Source organism: Pseudomonas sp. S3_B08 (genome assembly GCF_054667725.1).
The window spans coordinates 1669570-1686653 of the sequence record NZ_CP162750.1 but is presented as its reverse complement, the minus strand read 5'-3'; the positions used below and the strand labels follow the sequence as shown (position 1 = coordinate 1686653).

Genomic DNA, 17084 nt, shown 5'->3' with positions numbered 1-17084 from the left:
ACTCGGTATCTCAGACCACTGCCAGCCGTTGCCCACGCACGATGTCCTGCATGAAGCGCTCCGCCGGCATCGGATGGCCGAGCAGATAGCCCTGCAGCGAATCACAGCCCAGTTTGGTCAGGAAGTCCTGTTGCGCGCCGGTTTCGACACCTTCGGCGACAATCCGCAAATCCAGGGCCTGCCCCAGCGCAACGATCGCCGAGACGATTGCGGCATCATCGCTGTCATGCTCCAGATCGCGGACGAAACCGCGGTCGATCTTCAGCTCATTGGCCGGCAAACGTTTGAGGTACATCAGGCTGGAATAACCGGTGCCGAAGTCGTCGATCGACAGGTCGACGCCCATGTCCGACAACTCTTGCAGCACGGTCATGCTCGCGTCAGCGTCGCTCATCGCTGTCGTTTCAGTGATTTCCAGGGTCAGGCTGTTGGCCGGCAAGTGGTGGGTCGCCAGCGCCTTGGCCACGCTTTGCACCAGCCCGGCATGGCAGAACTGCAAGGCCGAGAGGTTCACGGCGATGCGCCAGTCGGTGTAACCGAGCACGTACCATTCACGCATCTGCCGGCAGGCTTCGTTGAGCACCCATTCACCCATCGGAATGATCAGCCCGGTTTTCTCCGCCAGATCGATGAATTTATCCGGCATCAGCATGCCATGCAGCGGATGCTTCCAGCGCAGCAGCGCTTCGGCACCGACCGGACGGCCATTGGCGGCGTCGAATTTGGGCTGGTAATGCAGGCAGAACTGGTTGTGCTCGATGGCCGCGCGCAGATCCTGTAACAGTTGCAATTGTTTGCGCGCGTTGGTGTTCATCGACGCATCGAAGAAGCTGTAGCCGTTCTTGCCACCGCCCTTGGCGTGGTACATCGCGGCGTCGGCGTTCATCAGCAGTTCCTGGGCGTTGGCGCCGTTGCCCGGATACAGGGCAATGCCGACGCTGGCGGAAATCTGCAGATCATGTTCAGCGACGCGGAACGTGCGACCGATAAGGCTGACCTGACGCGCAGCCAGGCTCAAGGCGTCATTGGGCTCGCTCAAGCGCACCAGCAAAACGAACTCATCGCCGCCGATTCGCGCCAGGGTGTCCTGGCTGCGCAAGTCTTCACGCAGACGCGCGCCGACCTCACGCAGCAATTGGTCGCCCATGTGATGGCCGAATGCGTCGTTGACCGGTTTGAAACCGTCGAGGTCGATGAACATCAAGGCGAAGCAGCCACCCTGCTCTTGCACCTTTTTGATCGCCTGATTGATGCGGTCGTCGAGCAGCATGCGGTTGGGCAGACTGGTCAGCGGGTCGTGCAGGGCCAGTTGGGTGAGTTCGCGGTTGGCCACCGTCAGCGAGTGCGCGAGATCAGCCGTGCGCGCTTCGAGCCGGGCGTCGAGAATCGAGGTCAACAGGGCAATCGACAACACCGCCAGCGTAGTGACCACGACCAGGCTATCGAGGCCATTGCCCTTCAAACCATTGAGCGTCGCGCCGCAGAAACTGCCGTCAGGAAATTGCGCAGCAGCCATGCCGGTGTAGTGCATGCCGACAATCGCCACACCCATGATCACCGCCGCGCCGGCACGAATCAGCCGCACATAGGGCGATTGCTGACGCAGGCGAAAGGCAATCCACAATGCCGCTGCCGAGGCGCCGACGGCGATCAGCAGGGAGGCACTGAACAGGGTCGGGTCGTAATCGATGCCCGGTGTCATGCGCAGCGCGGCCATACCGGTGTAATGCATGGCGCTGATGCCCGCCCCCATGATCAGCGCACCGAAAGCCAGTTGCGCCAGCGGCAGTTTCGGTTGGCTGACCAGCCACAAGGCGAAACCGCAGGACAGCACCGCGATCAGCAGCGACAGCGCAGTGAGGGCGAAGTCATAGCCCAGGTCGATCGGCAATTTGAAGGCGAGCATGCCGATGAAATGCATCGACCAGACGCCAACGCCCATCGCCAACGCCCCGCCCGCCGTCCAGAAATGCACGGCCCGGCCTTTAGCCGTGGCAATGCGTCCGGTGAGATCGAGCGCCGTGTAGGAAGCCAGAATGGCCACGCACAACGAAATGAAAACCAGGGTGAAGGAGTAGCTGCCGATGAGCATGGACGTTCTCGTGACAAGCCGAAACCGTACTGCTTCCATTCTCGGTCGGGCAAATGCGGCGATTGTACTGATTGCGCGGAAGAACGCACTGACAAAGTAACCAAATTGCCATCAAGCCGATGAAACGCTTGTTCGATCGTCCTACAAGGCTCTGCGGTGGGCTTTAACCTCACCCTGTGAAAGCGATCTCATGCCAGACAAAAATCCCCGTGGGAGCGAGCCTGCTCGCGAAGGCGTCGGCACAGCCACCATCGTAGTTGCCTGACCCACCGCTTTCGCGAGCAGGCTCGCTCCCACAGGTTCAGCGGTTGTCGCTGACGTCGAGTTGGCCGTCCCAGCCGCCGCCCAGCGCGGCGATCAGTTGCACGCTGGCGATCAGTCGGTTCTGCAGAATATTCAGCACACTGCGTTCGTTGCTCAGCGCTGTGGCTTGCACCACGACCACGTCGATATAGGCAATCAGGCCCGCCTTGTACTGGTTTTCCGTCAGGCGCAGGGAATCGCGGGCGGCATCCAGCGCTTCCTGGCGCACTGCTGCTTCGTCTTCATACACCTTGAGCTGGACCAGGTAGTTTTCCACTTCGCGGAAACCGTCGAGCACAGTCTGGCGGTAGCGCGCGACGGTTTCGTCATAGGCCGCCTCGCTGCGGTCAACCTCGGCCGAACGAATGCCACCATCGAAAAGAGGTAACGACAGCTGCGGGCCGACCGACCAGAAACGGTTCGGCAGGCTGATCAGGTTTTTCGAGGTACTGCTGCTGTAGCCGCCGCTCAGGCTCAGTGTCAGGTCCGGGTAATACGCGGCTTTCGCCACGCCGACATTGGCGTTGGCGGCGATCACAGAGCGCTCTGCCGAAGCGATGTCAGGACGGCGTTCGAGCAATTGCGAAGGCAGGCTCAACGGCACTTGCGGCAGATTCGGGATGTTATGGCTTTCGGCAATGCTGAAGTTGGCCGGGGCTTCGCCAGTGAGCACGGCAATGGCGTTTTCAAACTGTGCGCGCTGCCAGATCAGGTCGACCAGATCGGCCTGAGTGCTTTTCAACTGAGTTTGCGCCTGCGCCACCGCATCGCGCCCGGAAACCCCGGCGCGGTACTGGTTCTGCGTCATCTTCAGTGATCGCTCGTAAGCGGCAACCGTGGCTTCAAGCAAACGCTTCTGCTGATCGATGACGCGCAGTTGCAGGTAGTTCTGCACCAGCTCCGACTGCTGACTCAGACGCATCGCCGCCAGATCGGCAAAACTCGCCTGGGCGTTGGCCTCATCCGCCTCCAGCCCACGGCGCAGCTTGCCCCAGACATCGGCTTCCCAACTGACGCCCAGTTGCGCGGTGTAGGTATCACGAATACCGCTTGAGGAACTGCTCAGGCTCGAACTGCTGCTGCCGGTGCCCTGACTCGAGCGGTTCTTGCCCAGACTCAGGTCGACACTGGGGTAAAACGCCCCGCGCGCGCTGCGCACCAAAGCCTGCGCCTGACGAAACTGCGCTTCGGACTGGGCGACAGTCTGGTTGGAGCTGTTGAGTTTTTCCACCAAGGCATTGAGCTGCCGATCGCCGTACAACTCCCACCAGGCGCCCCGGGCCAGCGAGTCGCTTGGGTTGGCCTGACGCCAGCCTTCGGCTTCCTTGAACTGAGCGATTTCGGCGGTTTGCGGGCGCTGGTAGTCCGGACCGACTGCGCAAGCGCTGAGCAGCGCCACGCACAGCGACAGGCTCAACAGGCGCGAGCCGCGGACGGTGGCCAATTGGATAAGCGAACGGTCAGTCATAGCGGAGTTTCCAGAGCGGCATCAGTACGCACGCCACGCCATTTGTTGAAGCGATGGCGCAGCTTGTCGAGATAAAGGTAAACCACCGGGGTGGTGTAAAGGGTCAGGACCTGGCTGAACACCAGGCCGCCAATGATGGTCAGGCCCAGCGGCTGGCGCATTTCCGCACCCTCGGCGCGGCCGAGCAGCAACGGCAAGGCGCCGAGGATCGCCGCCAGCGTGGTCATCAGGATCGGCCGCAAGCGTTGCAGACAGGCGCTGCGGATCGACTCCAGGGGCGACAGGCCCTCATGCCGCTCCAATTGCAGCGCAAGGTCGATCATCAGAATGGCGTTCTTTTTCACCACGCCGATCAGCAGGAATATCCCCAGCAGGGAAATCAGGCTGAACTCGCCGCCCAGCGCATAGATCGACAGCAACGCGCCAACCCCGGCCGAGGGCAAGGTCGAGAGAATGGTCAGCGGGTGGATGTAGCTTTCATACAGCACACCGAGCACCAGATACACCGCAAGCAATGCACCGAGGATCATGAACGGCTGGCTCTTCTGCGTGGCGGCGAAGGCGTCAGCGGTGCCGGCCATTTTCGCAATCACATCCTCCGGCAAACCGACCTTGGCGATCGCTCGTTCGATGGCGGCACTCCCCTGCTCCACGGTCACGCCTTCGGCCATATCAAATGAAATGCTTTCGGACGCAAACTGGCCTTCATGACTGACCCGGTCGTTTTCCAGGCTGTTTTCGTAATGGGCGAACGTCGACAGCGGCACGCGCGCACCGTCAGCGGTAATCACCTCGACCTGCTTGAGCGTCACCGGATCCTGGGCGTATTTCGGATTGACCTCCATCACCACCTGATACTGGTTGAGGCTGTCGTAGATCGTCGAAATCTGCCGCTGGCTGTAAGCGTTGTTGAGCACGGCGGTGACCATGTTCATGTCGACCCCCAGGCGCTTGGCCTGATCCCGGTCGACAATCAGTGTCACCTGCTGCGCCCCGGCACCTTCGCGGGCATCGATGGCGGTCAGCTCGGGCAAGGCGCGCAACGCGGTGACCACTTTCGGGAACCACTTGCGCAATTCAGCGAGGTCGCCGCTTTGCAGGATGTAAGTGTATTGCGAACTGGTCTGCTCGCGGCCGCCGCCAAATTGCAGGTCCTGGTCGGCCATCAGCATCAACTGCGCCCCGGGCACCTTGGGCATTTCCTTGCGCAGACGTTCGATGACCTTCTGCGCTGAAAGCTGGCGCTCCTTGATCGGCTTCAGGCGCACGATCATGAAGGCGTTGTTGGTGCCGTTGTTACCACCAATGAAGCCGGCGACACTTTCCACCGCTTCGTCCTTGAGCACGGCGCGGCGGAAGGTTTCCATTTTCGGCTGCATGACGTTGAACGACAGACCGTCGTCGCCACGCACGAAACCGATCAACTGGCCGGTGTCCTGCTGCGGCAGGAAGGTTTTTGGCACCACCACATACAGCGCAATGTTGACGCCAACGGTGAGCAGCAGACTGAACAAGGTCAGACGGCGATGACGCAATACCCAGTCGAGGCTGGTGGCGTATTTGCCGACCATCCAGTCGTTGGTCTTGTGGCTCCAGCGTTGCAGGCGGTTTTCCTGGCCCGGCGTGTGCGGCTTGAGCCAGCGCGCGCAGAGCATTGGCGTCAGCGTCAGGGAAACCACCAGCGACACCACGATCGCCGCCGCCAGGGTGATGGAAAACTCGCGGAACAGGCTTTCAACCAGCCCGCCCATGAACAGGATCGACAGGAACACCGCCACCAGCGAGACGTTCATCGACAGCAGGGTAAAACCGACTTCCTTGGCCCCGAGGTACGCGGCCTGCATCGGCTTGACGCCTTCGTCGATATGCCGGGAAATGTTCTCCAACACTACGATGGCATCGTCCACCACAAGACCTGTGGCGAGAATCAGCGCCATCAGCGACAGGTTGTTCAGCGAGAACCCGTACAGGTACATCACCGCAAAGGTACCGACCAGCGACACCGGCACCGCCAGCGTCGGGATCAGCGAGGCGCGAAAGTTACCGAGAAACAGATAAACCACCAGCACCACCAGGGCGACGGCGATCAGCAAGGTCATCTCGGCTTCATGCAGCGTGGCCTTGATTACCGGCGAGCGATCCATGGCCAGATTGAGTTTGACGCTGGCCGGCAGCACCGCTTGCAGCGCGGGCAACTGCGCTTTGATCTCGTTGACCGTCTCGATGATGTTGGCGCCGGCCTGACGGTTGATCACCAGCAATACCGCCGCGTCGTCGTTGAAGAAACCGCTGTTGTAACGGTCTTCGACGCCATCGCTGACTTTCGCCACGTCCTTGAGACGCAATGCGGCGCCGTCAGCGTAGTGAATGATCAGCGACTCGTAATCCTTGGCTTTCTCCAACTGGTCGTTGGCCTGGATCTGCCACAAGCGCTCGCCGTCCTCGACCGAACCCTTGGGCCGCCGTACGTTAGCGTCGGCAATGGTCTTGCGCACATCGTCGAGAGCCACGCCGTACTGGTTCAACGCCTGCGGTTCGAGCTCGATGCGCACCGCCGGCAGCGAACTGCCACCGATCTGTACTTCACCAACGCCCTGCACCTGCGACAGGCTTTGCGAGAGGATGGTCGAAGCCAGGTCGTAAAGCTGGCCTTTTTCCAGCACGTCCGAGGTCAGCGACAGCACCATGATCGGCGCCTGCGACGGATTGACCTTTTTATAGGTCGGCATGCTGCGCATCCCGCTCGGCAGCAGATTGCGCGAGGCGTTGATCGCCGCCTGCACTTCCCGCGCCGCGCCGTTGATGTCGCGGTCGAGGTCAAACTGCAGAATCACCCGCGTCGAACCCTGACTGGAACGGCTGCTCATGGTATTGACGCCGGCAATCGCACCGAACGACCGCTCCAGCGGCGTCGCCACCGTCGAAGCCATCACCTCGGGACTGGCGCCCGGCAGACTGGCCTGAACCACGATCACCGGGAAATCCATCTGCGGCAATGGCGATACCGGCAACAGACCGAAGCTGACCCCACCGAGCAACATGATTGCCAGGGATAGCAGCATGGTTGCCACGGGGCGTTTGATGAAAGGGCCGGAGAGGTTCATCGACTCTTGTTCTCCCCGCATACCTCTGTGGGAGCGAGCCTGCTCGCGAATGCGCCCTTACCTTCAACTTTGGCAGTGACTGACTTCCCGCTTTCGCGAGCAGGCTCGCTCCCACAGGGGAGATATATTCCGACAGTCATACCGCGACCTCTTCACCTTCGGCTTTGGCCTTGCCAAAGCGCCTTCCGAGGCGGTCGAAGTACAGGTAAATCACCGGCGTGGTGAACAGCGTCAACACCTGGCTCACCAACAAGCCGCCGACCATCACCAGACCCAACGGCTGTCGCAATTCAGCACCAGACCCAGTGGCCAGCATCAGCGGCACTGCGCCGAACAACGCCGCCAGCGTGGTCATCAGAATCGGCCGGAAGCGCAGCAGCGCCGCTTGATAGATCGCCTCTGCCGGGGCCATGCCCTGGGTGCGTTCGGCGTCGAGGGCGAAGTCGATCATCATGATCGCGTTCTTCTTGACGATACCGATCAACAGAATGATGCCGATGATCGCGATCATGCCCAGGTCGTTGCCGCTGAGCAGCAACGCCAGCAAGGCACCGACTGCGGCGGACGGCAAGGTCGAAAGAATGGTGATCGGGTGGATGTAGCTCTCGTAGAGCACACCGAGGACGATGTACATGGTCACCACGGCCGCCAGAATCAGCAGCAAGGTGCTCGACAGCGAAGCCTGGAACGCCTGCGCCGCGCCCTGGAACTGAGTCTGCACGCCGACCGGCATGCCGATGTCCTGCTGCACCTGCTCGATGATGTCCACGGCATGCCCCAACGCCACGCCCGGCGCGAGGTTGAACGACATCATCACCGCCGGGAACTGGCCGATGTGGGTGATCGCCAGTTGCGCCTGACGCTCTTCGACATGCGCCAGACTCGACAGGCGCACCTGCGCGCCGTCGGTGGTCTTGACGTGAATCTGATCCAGTGCCTGCGGGCCGATCTTCTCCCCGGCCTGGGCTTGCAGCACCACGCGGTACTGGCTGGCCTGAGTATAAATGGTCGAAATCTGCCGCTGGCCGAAGGCGTCGTACAGCGCATCGGTGATATTCGCCACCGACACGCCAAGGCGCGATGCGGCGTCGCGGTCGATCACCAGATAGACCTGCAAGCCTTTGTCCTGCAGATCACTGGCCACGTCGGTCAACTCCGGACGCTGGGCCAGGGCTTCGACCAGACGGCCACTCCACTGGCTGAGCAATTCCGAGTCCGGCGAGGACATGCTGAACTGGTACTGGGTGCGGCTGACCCGATCCTCGATGGTCAGGTCCTGCACCGGCTGCATGAACAGCCGAATGCCGACCAGTTTGTCCAGTTGCGGTTGCAGGCGGGAAATCACTTCACTGGCCGTCAGATCGCGCTCGCCATGGGGCTTGAGGTTGATCAGCAAGCGGCCGCTGTTGAGCGTGGCGTTGTCGCCGTCGACACCAATGTAGGACGACAGGCTCTGCACCGCCGGATCTTCGAGGATGATCTTGGCCAGTTGCTGCTGCCGCTCGCCCATCGCCGCGAAGGAGATCGACTGCGGCGCTTCGGAAATGCCCTGAATCACCCCGGTGTCCTGCACCGGAAAGAAACCCTTCGGCACGATCACGTAAAGGAATACGGTCAACGCCAGCGTGCCGATGGCGACCAGCAAGGTCAGCGGCTGATGCTTGAGCACCCAGCGCAGCATCCGCCCGTATTCCTTGATCATCCAGTCGATGAACGCACCGCTGGCGCGGTAGAAACGGCCTTGCTCGTGTTCTTGCGGTTCACGCTTGAGCAGGCGGGCGCACATCATCGGCGTAAGGGTCAGCGACACCACCAGGGAAATCAGGATCGCCACCGCCAGGGTAATGGCAAACTCGCGGAACAGGCGCCCTACCACGTCGGCCATGAACAGCAGCGGAATCAGTACGGCGATCAGCGACAGAGTCAGGGAAATCAGGGTGAAGCCGATCTGTTTCGCGCCCTTGAGCGCGGCCTGCATCGGGCTGTCACCCTCTTCGATGAAGCGCGAAATGTTCTCGAGCATGACGATGGCGTCGTCGACGACGAAACCGGTGGCAATGGTCAGCGCCATCAGGGTCAGGTTGTTCACCGAGAAACCGGCGAGGTACATCACGCCGAAGGTGCCGATCAGCGACAGCGGCACGGCCACTGACGGGATGATCGTCGCACTGGCGCGGCGCAGAAACAGGAACGTGACCATGACCACCAGCGCGATAGCGATCAGCAGTTCGTGTTGCACGTCGGTGACCGAGGCACGGATGGTCTGGGTGCGATCGGTCAGCACCGTGACTTCGAGGCCGGCCGGCAGGTTGTCGGTGATGCTCGGCAGCAAGGCCTTGATGCGGTCGACCACTTCGATAACGTTGGCGCCCGGCTGACGCTGGATGTTCAGCAACACCGCCTGATTCTGGTTGGCCCACGCGGCCAGACGCTCGTTCTCGGCGCCATCGACGATTTCCGCGACGTCCTTGAGCCGCAACGGCGCGCCGTTCTTGTAGGTCAGGATCAGATTCGCGTAGTCCTCGGGCGAGGTCAGTTGGTCGTTGGCATCGAGCATCGACACCCGGGTCGGCCCATCGAAGTTGCCTTTCGGCTGGTTGACGTTGGAGGCGCCGATCAGCGTGCGCACGTCCGACAGATTGAGGCTGTTGGCCGCCAGCGCTTCGGGGTTGACCTTGATCCGCACCGCCTGACGCTGGCCACCGGCAATGCTGACCATGCCGACGCCGCTGATCTGGGCGATTTTCTGCGCCATGCGCGTATCGACCAGATCATTGAGCTTGGGCAGCAGCATGGTTTTCGAGGTGATGGCCAAGGTCAGAACAGGCGTGTCCGCCGGGTTGACCTTGTTGTACACCGGCGGTGCCGGCAGGTCGGTCGGCAGCAGGTTGGTCGCGGCGTTGATCGCGGCTTGCACCTGCTGTTCGGCGACGTCCATGTTGATGTCGAGGCTGAAGCGCAGGGTCAGCACCGAAGCGCCGCCGGAGCTGGTCGAGGCCATTTGTGTGAGGCCCGGCATCTGCCCGAACTGGCGTTCAAGCGGCGCGGTGACGGCGCTGGTCATCACGTCCGGACTGGCGCCGGGGTACAGGGTCATGACGCGGATGGTCGGATAATCGACCTGCGGCAAGGCCGAAACCGGCAGCAGGCGATAAGCGATCAGGCCGGCCAGGACAATGGCCAGCATGCTCAGGGTGGTGGCTACCGGACGGAGGATGAACAGCCGCGAAATGTTCATGCGCCCTTCTTGGCCTTATCGGCTGTGGTCGCATCGGGATTGGCGGCAGATTTGCCTTGCAGGTGTTCGGTCGGCGAGGTCGGCACTTCGCTGCTGTCATTGACCACTTCGACTTCGCTGCCCTCCTTCAGGCGATCGGTGCCTTCGAGCACCACGCGATCACCCGCGGCGAGGCCTTCGGTGACCACGGTGTTGTCACCGTCACTGGCACCGATTTTCAGTTGGCGAATGGTAACTTTCTTGTCGCCGTCCAGCGCATAGACAAAGGTGCCATTGGTGCCGAACTGAATCGCTGCCGACGGTGCCAGCACTACACCTTTGAGCGTGTCGGCCAGCAAATGAACATTAACGAACTGATTGGGGAACAGCGACTGGTCGCGGTTATCGTAACGGGCCTTGAACTTGAGGGTGCCGGTAGCGACGTCGATCTGGTTGTCGAGGCTTTGCAGCACACCGGTAGCCTGCAGCTTGGTGTCGCCCCGATCCCACGCTTCGGCAGGCAGTTTAGCTCCGCTGCGGTAACGCGCGAGCACGGTGTCGAGGCTGTTCTCCGGCAAGGTGAAGGCAACGCTGATCGGTTGCGTCTGGGTGATCACTGCGAGGAACGTCGTGTCATTAGCGGCGACGAGGTTGCCGACGTCGACCTGACGCAGACCGACGCGACCGGCAATCGGCGCGCGGATCTTGGTGAATTCGAGATTGAGCTTGGCGTCGTTGACCGCCGCCTGATTGGTCTTGACCGTGCCCAGGTACTGGCCAACCAGCGCTTCGGCGGTGTCGAGGGTCTGTTTGGCGATGCTGTCTTCTTTGTACAGGCCGCGGTAACGCTCGACGTCCACCTGAGCGTTTTTCAGTTGCGCCTGATTCTGCAGCAACGTGCCTTCGGCCTGGAGCAAAGCGTTCTGGTAAGGACGCGGATCGATCTCGGCCAACAGGTCGCCCGCCTTGACCATCTGCCCTTCTTCGAAATGAATCTTTACCAGCTCGCCGCCCACGCGGCTGCGAACATTGATGGTGTTCAGCGCGGTGACCGTGCCCAGCGCCTTGTAATACAGCGGGAAGTCGCCCTTCACCGCCGGCGCCACACGCACCGGAATCGGCCCGGTACCGCCGCCGAAGCCAGGCCGCATCATTCCCGAGCGCCCGGTATGCCCAGCGGCCGCTTTGTCGCCGCCCGCCTTGTCAGCAGAGCCGGTGGGCCAGAATTTCCAGCACAGGACAGCGATGACCAACAGGACCAGCAGGCTGATCAGCCAGCGACGGGATTTGCGGGGGGACGATTGCATGGAGTTATTGACCATTGGGCGCGTGGGCTTCTATTACGGGAGGCTGAACGATAAGCACTGAGTGGATTTAAGCAAAGCAGCTTTACCGGCAATTTACCTTCCACTTACGTTTCAAGGTGTGAGGCAAAACCCTGATACACAAATGAAAACGGCCTGGACAGGGCCAGGCCGTTAACAATTGTAAAAGCCTTACTTGAGAACGGACAGTGCCGCTTCGTAGTTAGGCTCTTCGGCGATTTCCTTGACCAGTTCGCTGTGCAGAACGGTGTCGTTTTCATCCAGCACCACAACCGCGCGAGCGGTCAGGCCTTTCAGCGGGCCGTCAGCGATGGCCACGCCATAGTTTTCGATGAACTCGCTGCCGCGCAGAGTCGACAGGTTCTGTACGTTTTCCAGACCTTCAGCACCGCAAAAGCGTGCTTGGGCGAATGGCAGGTCAGCGGAGATGCACAGCACCACGGTGTTGCTGATGTCGTTGGCCTGGGCGTTGAACTTGCGCACGGAGGTGGCGCAGGTCGGGGTGTCGACGCTTGGGAAAATGTTCAGGACTTTGCGCTTGCCGGCGAAGTCTTTCAGGGTGACGTCGGACAAATTGCCGGCTACCAGGGAAAAGGCTGGCGCCTTGGAACCGGCTTGTGGCAACTGGCCGTTGACTTGAACCGGATTGCCTTTGAGGGTGACTTGAGCCATGACTTGAGTCCTTCTGTTTTTTGATTGGAAAGCATGCAAGAGGCGGAAGTTAACCACGAAATCGGCTGACGACCTATGCCCTGTTGGAAATTGTTGGGTGCTGAGCGGTGACATTGTATACAACCCACCGCAGCTTTCCTGTAGGGCTGAGCCTGCTAGCAAAAGCGTTGTGCCAGGCAGGACATTCGAAACTGATACACCGAAATGCGAGCAGGCTCACTCCCATACTGAATACGAGTCCAGTGTGGGAGCGAGCCTGCTCGCGAAAAGGCAACCGGCCTTACTGCATCATTTGGCTTCAGATTTGAGTTTCAGATACGACTGATGCAGATCGCTTGCCCAGCCATCGATCACCGCTTTCATGTCGTCGGCTTTCATCACCTGGGAAGAGTTTTCCAGCGGTTTGCCGGTACCTTTGCGCACCACCTGCGCGATGACATGATTGGTCGCGCCGTCCATGAATACCGCTTCGGTGGCCAGCGTGGTTTCCTGGTCGCGGATGCCAGAGGCCGTACTTACCGCTGCGGCGACCAGTGCGATCGGGATCACTTCATAGACTTGCAGGCCTTCGGTCTTGCTGCTGACTGCGGTAATCGCCGGACGCACCACAATTACGCCCGGCCCGGGACCTGCGGCCAACGGCAGCGATTTGCCGAGTTCGCGCTTGAGCGCCTGATCGTAATAACTGGTTATGCCATTGAGAGTCTGCTGGGGGATTTTCTCGGTGGCTTGCGGCTTCGGGTAGAGCTGGCTTGGCTCTACGTAAACGCTGGTGAATTTATTGATGTCGAGTTTCGGGTCCATCCAGCGCATCACCTCGGCACCAGAGGGTGACTTGGCCTCCTTCAGCTGGCTGTAATCCTTGAGAAAGCCGGAATACTGGTCAGGCTCGACGGTTTTGCTGGAACAACCCACCACGCCAAGGGTGGCAATGCACAGCGTGCCCATCACGACGGCTAGCTTCATGCTGTAATTCCTTTGAGAAGGCCAAGACATTTTGCATAGGGGAGATACAGGTATAGCCAAAACCCCGGCAAATGCGATGGCCAATTGCAAAGTTCACATCCGACAGCGCGTGTGCCTCGCCAACCGGTATTACCAGGACGATGTCTCGCCACTGCGCAACGCCATCTCTCGCCGACTATTGGCGCGCATCGCCTTGATCAGCGATACCGTTCCCACCAGCAGAATCGCCGCACCAAACAAGAAGTCGATGTTGTATAGCTGGAAATCTTCCACCGGCCCGATCAGCAATGTACGCACCAGCGCAATTCCCACCAGCGTCGCGAGAAAGTCGATCCCCGGTTCATCGCGGTAGAACACCAACATCAGTGGCAGGCACAGCACCAGCAGAAGCAACAGCACCACGACCTTGAACGAGCCTTTGCGTTCGACGCTGAACGCGCACTCATGCGCCCCGTACGGCTTGTAGTCCTCATCGCGGATCATCGAGTTTTTCTCGTTGATGTAGTCGGCGCGGTTGTACTTCTGGATCGGCGTAAAGGTGTTGGACATCTCCATCAGCGTGGTGATGTTCTTGAAGCGCAAGTCGATGCGCTCGCTGCCCTTGAGGTAATACAGCACCGGTTTATAGCCGTAGCGATAGGTATCGAAGGGGAACGCGGCAGTCTGAGCGTGCACGCCGATTGCGCGAGGCTCAAGTTCGGCGAAAGCGCTTTTATTGGTCGACGAGAGGTTGCGGCTCAGCGGCTGCACCTTGACCTGCTCAAGGAAGATCGGCGTGACGCCGAACGACCACTGCAGCGGTTCCAGACGCAGGCGCAGTTCGTTGCGGCCCAGGTCGTAGCGGTTGAAGGTTCGTTCGGAAACCACCAGCGAGCCGCCAACCATGAATTCGCCGCGCAGGTTGTTGGTGACGCGCAAGGTCAGTTGATCCTTGCCCAGCAACGCCGCTTCACTGGTCGGTGGCGTGCCGCACCACGCGGTGCTTTCGCCGACACCGCCAAGGTGGCCGTCGCGGTTTTCCTTGAATACATAAAAGTAACTGGCCCACAGCGTCAGCAGCAAAAGCGACGCCGTGAGACCGAGGATTTTTTTACCCGCACTCACTGATAAGACTCCCTTCTTCGGTTCCATCTTCCAGCCGAAAACCCGCTGGCGACGGCGACTCTACCAAAAGGCCATCAGTGACCCAAGGGAAAATGCCGGATTGGCACCGAACCTAAGGGTTTCCCCGGTCTACGCCTCACTCCTCCTGCGGATGTGGCGCTGGCCCGGCGTCATGCTCAAATTGCTTGAGGGCTCAGGTGATGGAGATGCTTTTTGATGCGCTGGGCGTGATGTTTTTGTGGCTGGCGGCGGGCTGCCCTCACCCTAGCCCTCTCCCAGAGGGAGAGGGGACTGACCGAAGTGTTTGTAGGACTCACGTCGACCTGAAATATCGCGTCGAGCTCAAGTTTTGAACATCACTCGGTCTGCCCCCTTTCCCCCTCGCCCCCTTGGGGAGAGGGCTGGGGTGAGGGGGTAAGCTTTTGATCTTAACCGCGATCGCGAGGTATCAGGCTCTGCAATTGCTGAGCAAGGAAATTGGCGTCGAAGGCAAACGTATCCGGATCCTTCAAGCCATTGGTCTTGCGCCACTGCCACGCACCATCCGCCAGGCCAACCAGGGAAATGCTCCCGTACCGCGCCGCCGTCAGCCCCATCACTGCCAAAGAAATCTGCCCGCCGCTGCCCATGACGTCCGGCACAAACTCCACCGGTTTGCCGGCAATCACAATGCTCAGTTTTTCCGTCTTGAACGTCGAGGTTTCCACCGGCACGCTCGGCCCGGACGCGACATACGCCTCGCGGCTGACCTCCAGCAGATTGGGCGCCTTGACCGGTTCAAGCCATTGCTCGATCTGGTCGAACAGCGCGCCAATCCGAGCAGCCCAAGCAGCCGATTGCGTGGTGAACAGTTGCTTCTTGTGCGCTTCGCTTTCGGCATAGTGGCGAAGCATTTCGCCCAGTTGCTGTATGTCGTTCATTGCGGTGTTCCTCGGAAAGGACCTGCGAAGGGTGATAGTGGCAGATCCCCGGCGCGGCGTACGTTTAGTTCTTGCAGATGCACAGTTGCGGGAAAGATCGGCGGTACAGTCAGTCGGTACTGGCGTCGAGTCTCGAACAGAAGGAAACTTCAGGCAGCCCTGAATGCTCGACACTGACATTTGCTTGAGGAAATCCAATGCGCACCATCGGCCTTATCGGCGGCATGAGCTGGGAGTCCAGCGCCGAATACTATCGCCTGATCAACCAACAGGTTCGCGAGCGCCTCGGCCCGTTGCGCTCGGCGCAGTTGCTGATGTACAGCGTCGATTTCGGTCCGGTCGAACAGGCCCAGCACGCCGGGCGCTGGGACGATGCAGCGGCGATTCTGGTGGATGCCGCGCGCCGGCTCGAAGCTGGCGGCGCAGAATGCGTGGTGCTGTGTACCAACACCATGCACAAGGTCGCCGAGCAGATTCAGGCGGCGATCAGCATTCCGTTTTTGCACATTGCCGAACCCGCCGCGCAGGCTGCACTGGAAATCGACGCGCGCACTGTCGGGTTGCTCGGCACCGCGTTCACCATGGAGCAGGACTTTCTCAAGCAGCGTCTGATCGCCCAAGGCCTGACCGTGCTGGTGCCGGATGATGCCGAGCGCAAAGAGGTGCACCGGATCATCTACGACGAACTCTGCGTGGGTGTAATCAGCGAACAATCGCGAGAAATCTATCAAGGCGTCATCGAATCCCTGACCGCCCGTGGCGCCCAGGCAATCATCCTCGGCTGCACCGAAATCGGTCTGCTGATCAAACCCGAACACAGCGCCCTGCCCCTGCTCGACACTACCGAGCTGCATGCGCAGTCGGCAGTGGCGTTCGCACTGGGCGACTGACTCAGGCTTTCAGGCTATTGCGTAGACGGGCCATGCTCAGGGTGTCGACCCACTGCCCGTCGCGCACCGCATAATCACGCAATAGCCCTTCGGCCTCGAAACCGAACTTGCGATAAAGCCCGATCGCCGCCTCGTTATCGGCGTAGACCGTGAGTTCGACGCGGTGCAGATTCATCCAGTTATCGGCGACCTCCAGCGCCGCCGCCAACAACATCGAACCGACGCCCTTGCCCTGCCAAGCCGCCCCGACTGCCATGCCGAAGCTGCCGGCGTGGGCGCGGCGCATGCGGGAATAAGCTTCCAGGCCCAGATTGCCGATCACCACGCCTTGGTCCAGGGCAACCAGTTTCAGCGCACGTTCGTTATCAGCCTGCAGTCGCTGGCGCCAGACCTCGGTGGATTGAAACGGCATTTGCAGCACTTGCCGTGCAACGACGGGGTCGTTGTAAAGCGCAGTGATACCTTCGAGGTGGGATTCGTTGGAGCGTTCGAGATGGATCGTGGAGGTTGGGTCTGACATGGGATCGGTCCGTGATCAGCGTGTGGCTGGTCACTCTAAACCGCTGATCTGGAATCTGGCGAGATGAAATTGTGGGAGCGAGCCTGCTCGCGAAGGCGGTTGGCCAGTCACTGAAGCTTCGACTGGCAGATTGCATTCGCGAGCAGGCTCGCTCCCACATTTTGATCCAGCCCGGGCACAACCCCTGTGAGCACTGAAGATTCCTGTGGGAGCGAGCCTGCTCGCGAAAGCGACCTCATAGCCAACACCTGCTTCCCGGCAAAAACGTCTGCCGTGCTGTCGCCAATTTTTTGCTTTTTAAACACCGCTGTTTAAAGGACACCTGCTGACACGCCTTCCAGGCTACAAATCCTTGCGTCGTTGCCTACAGCCAAGCCAGAATCCGCCGGCTTGTGCGCCTTGGGGGCGGGTTCTATTGTGGTGCGGTCGCTGACGAATCAGCGATCGGGTCTCGCAGCCCGTCGATCTCTGGACGCACAACACCCGCTGTTTTTATGGCGGCT

General features: G+C 60.5%; 11 protein-coding genes. 1 reads left to right on the top strand and 10 read right to left on the bottom strand.

The genetic code is table 11. The features are described 5' to 3' along the window. Positions 1–10: 10 nt before the first annotated feature. From AB4N73_RS07810 to AB4N73_RS07770, 9 genes are all read right to left on the bottom strand, one after another. Entirely contained in the window at positions 11–2092 is a 2082-nt protein-coding gene (locus AB4N73_RS07810; protein WP_460143204.1) for a putative bifunctional diguanylate cyclase/phosphodiesterase, read from the bottom strand. A 301-nt stretch (positions 2093–2393) separates the two neighbouring features. Continuing rightward, positions 2394–3863, bottom strand: a complete 1470-nt coding sequence (locus tag AB4N73_RS07805) for an efflux transporter outer membrane subunit (protein WP_056785785.1) — start codon at positions 3861–3863, stop codon at positions 2394–2396. Further along, entirely contained in the window at positions 3860–6967 is a 3108-nt protein-coding gene (locus AB4N73_RS07800; protein WP_041480999.1) for an efflux RND transporter permease subunit, read from the bottom strand. The genes AB4N73_RS07805 and AB4N73_RS07800 overlap by 4 nt, the downstream gene beginning before the upstream one ends. Positions 6968–7103: 136 nt before the next feature. Continuing rightward, positions 7104–10205 (bottom strand): MdtB/MuxB family multidrug efflux RND transporter permease subunit, encoded by a 3102-nt coding sequence (locus tag AB4N73_RS07795; protein ID WP_460143203.1) that lies wholly within the window; start codon positions 10203–10205, stop codon positions 7104–7106. Continuing rightward, positions 10202–11506: an MdtA/MuxA family multidrug efflux RND transporter periplasmic adaptor subunit gene (locus AB4N73_RS07790; RefSeq protein WP_125916191.1), complete on the bottom strand. Its 1305-nt coding sequence runs from the start codon at positions 11504–11506 to the stop codon at positions 10202–10204. Before AB4N73_RS07790 ends, AB4N73_RS07795 begins: the two co-directional genes overlap by 4 nt. A gap of 174 nt (positions 11507–11680) precedes the next feature. Next, positions 11681–12181, bottom strand: a complete 501-nt coding sequence (tpx, locus tag AB4N73_RS07785; RefSeq protein WP_016774621.1) for a thiol peroxidase — start codon at positions 12179–12181, stop codon at positions 11681–11683. Positions 12182–12469: 288 nt separating this feature from the next. After that, positions 12470–13147: a DUF3313 domain-containing protein gene (locus AB4N73_RS07780; RefSeq protein ID WP_071172345.1), complete on the bottom strand. Its 678-nt coding sequence runs from the start codon at positions 13145–13147 to the stop codon at positions 12470–12472. A 129-nt stretch (positions 13148–13276) separates the two neighbouring features. Beyond that, on the bottom strand, positions 13277–14251 hold the full coding sequence (locus AB4N73_RS07775; protein WP_460143202.1) for a hypothetical protein: 975 nt from the start codon (positions 14249–14251) through the stop codon (positions 13277–13279). 428 nt (positions 14252–14679) lie between these two features. Then, positions 14680–15171, bottom strand: a complete 492-nt coding sequence (locus AB4N73_RS07770) for a hypothetical protein (protein WP_460143201.1) — start codon at positions 15169–15171, stop codon at positions 14680–14682. A 197-nt stretch (positions 15172–15368) separates the two neighbouring features. Between AB4N73_RS07770 and AB4N73_RS07765 the strand changes: the two genes are divergently transcribed. Further along, a complete protein-coding gene (locus AB4N73_RS07765) occupies positions 15369–16061 on the top strand; it encodes an aspartate/glutamate racemase family protein (RefSeq protein WP_460143200.1) in 693 nt (230 codons plus the stop codon). A 1-nt stretch (position 16062) separates the two neighbouring features. Here the strand turns inward: AB4N73_RS07765 and AB4N73_RS07760 are convergent, their stop codons facing one another. Next, positions 16063–16581: a GNAT family N-acetyltransferase gene (locus AB4N73_RS07760; RefSeq protein ID WP_056785767.1), complete on the bottom strand. Its 519-nt coding sequence runs from the start codon at positions 16579–16581 to the stop codon at positions 16063–16065. Between the last annotated feature and the right edge of the window lie 503 nt (positions 16582–17084).

Bases quoted from the DNA above. Each gene is read 5' to 3' on its own strand.
- tpx (WP_016774621.1), bottom strand. From the start codon at position 12,181: ATGGCTCAAGTCACCCTCAAAGGCAATCCGGTTCAAGTCAACGGCCAG.
- AB4N73_RS07790 (WP_125916191.1), bottom strand. From the start codon at position 11,506: ATGGTCAATAACTCCATGCAATCGTCCCCCCGCAAATCCCGTCGCTGG.
- AB4N73_RS07800 (WP_041480999.1), bottom strand. From the start codon at position 6,967: ATGAACCTCTCCGGCCCTTTCATCAAACGCCCCGTGGCAACCATGCTG.
- AB4N73_RS07795 (WP_460143203.1), bottom strand. From the start codon at position 10,205: ATGAACATTTCGCGGCTGTTCATCCTCCGTCCGGTAGCCACCACCCTG.
- AB4N73_RS07780 (WP_071172345.1), bottom strand. From the start codon at position 13,147: ATGAAGCTAGCCGTCGTGATGGGCACGCTGTGCATTGCCACCCTTGGC.
- AB4N73_RS07770 (WP_460143201.1), bottom strand. From the start codon at position 15,171: ATGAACGACATACAGCAACTGGGCGAAATGCTTCGCCACTATGCCGAA.
- AB4N73_RS07805 (WP_056785785.1), bottom strand. From the start codon at position 3,863: ATGACTGACCGTTCGCTTATCCAATTGGCCACCGTCCGCGGCTCGCGC.
- AB4N73_RS07760 (WP_056785767.1), bottom strand. From the start codon at position 16,581: ATGTCAGACCCAACCTCCACGATCCATCTCGAACGCTCCAACGAATCC.
- AB4N73_RS07765 (WP_460143200.1), top strand. From the start codon at position 15,369: ATGCGCACCATCGGCCTTATCGGCGGCATGAGCTGGGAGTCCAGCGCC.
- AB4N73_RS07810 (WP_460143204.1), bottom strand. From the start codon at position 2,092: ATGCTCATCGGCAGCTACTCCTTCACCCTGGTTTTCATTTCGTTGTGC.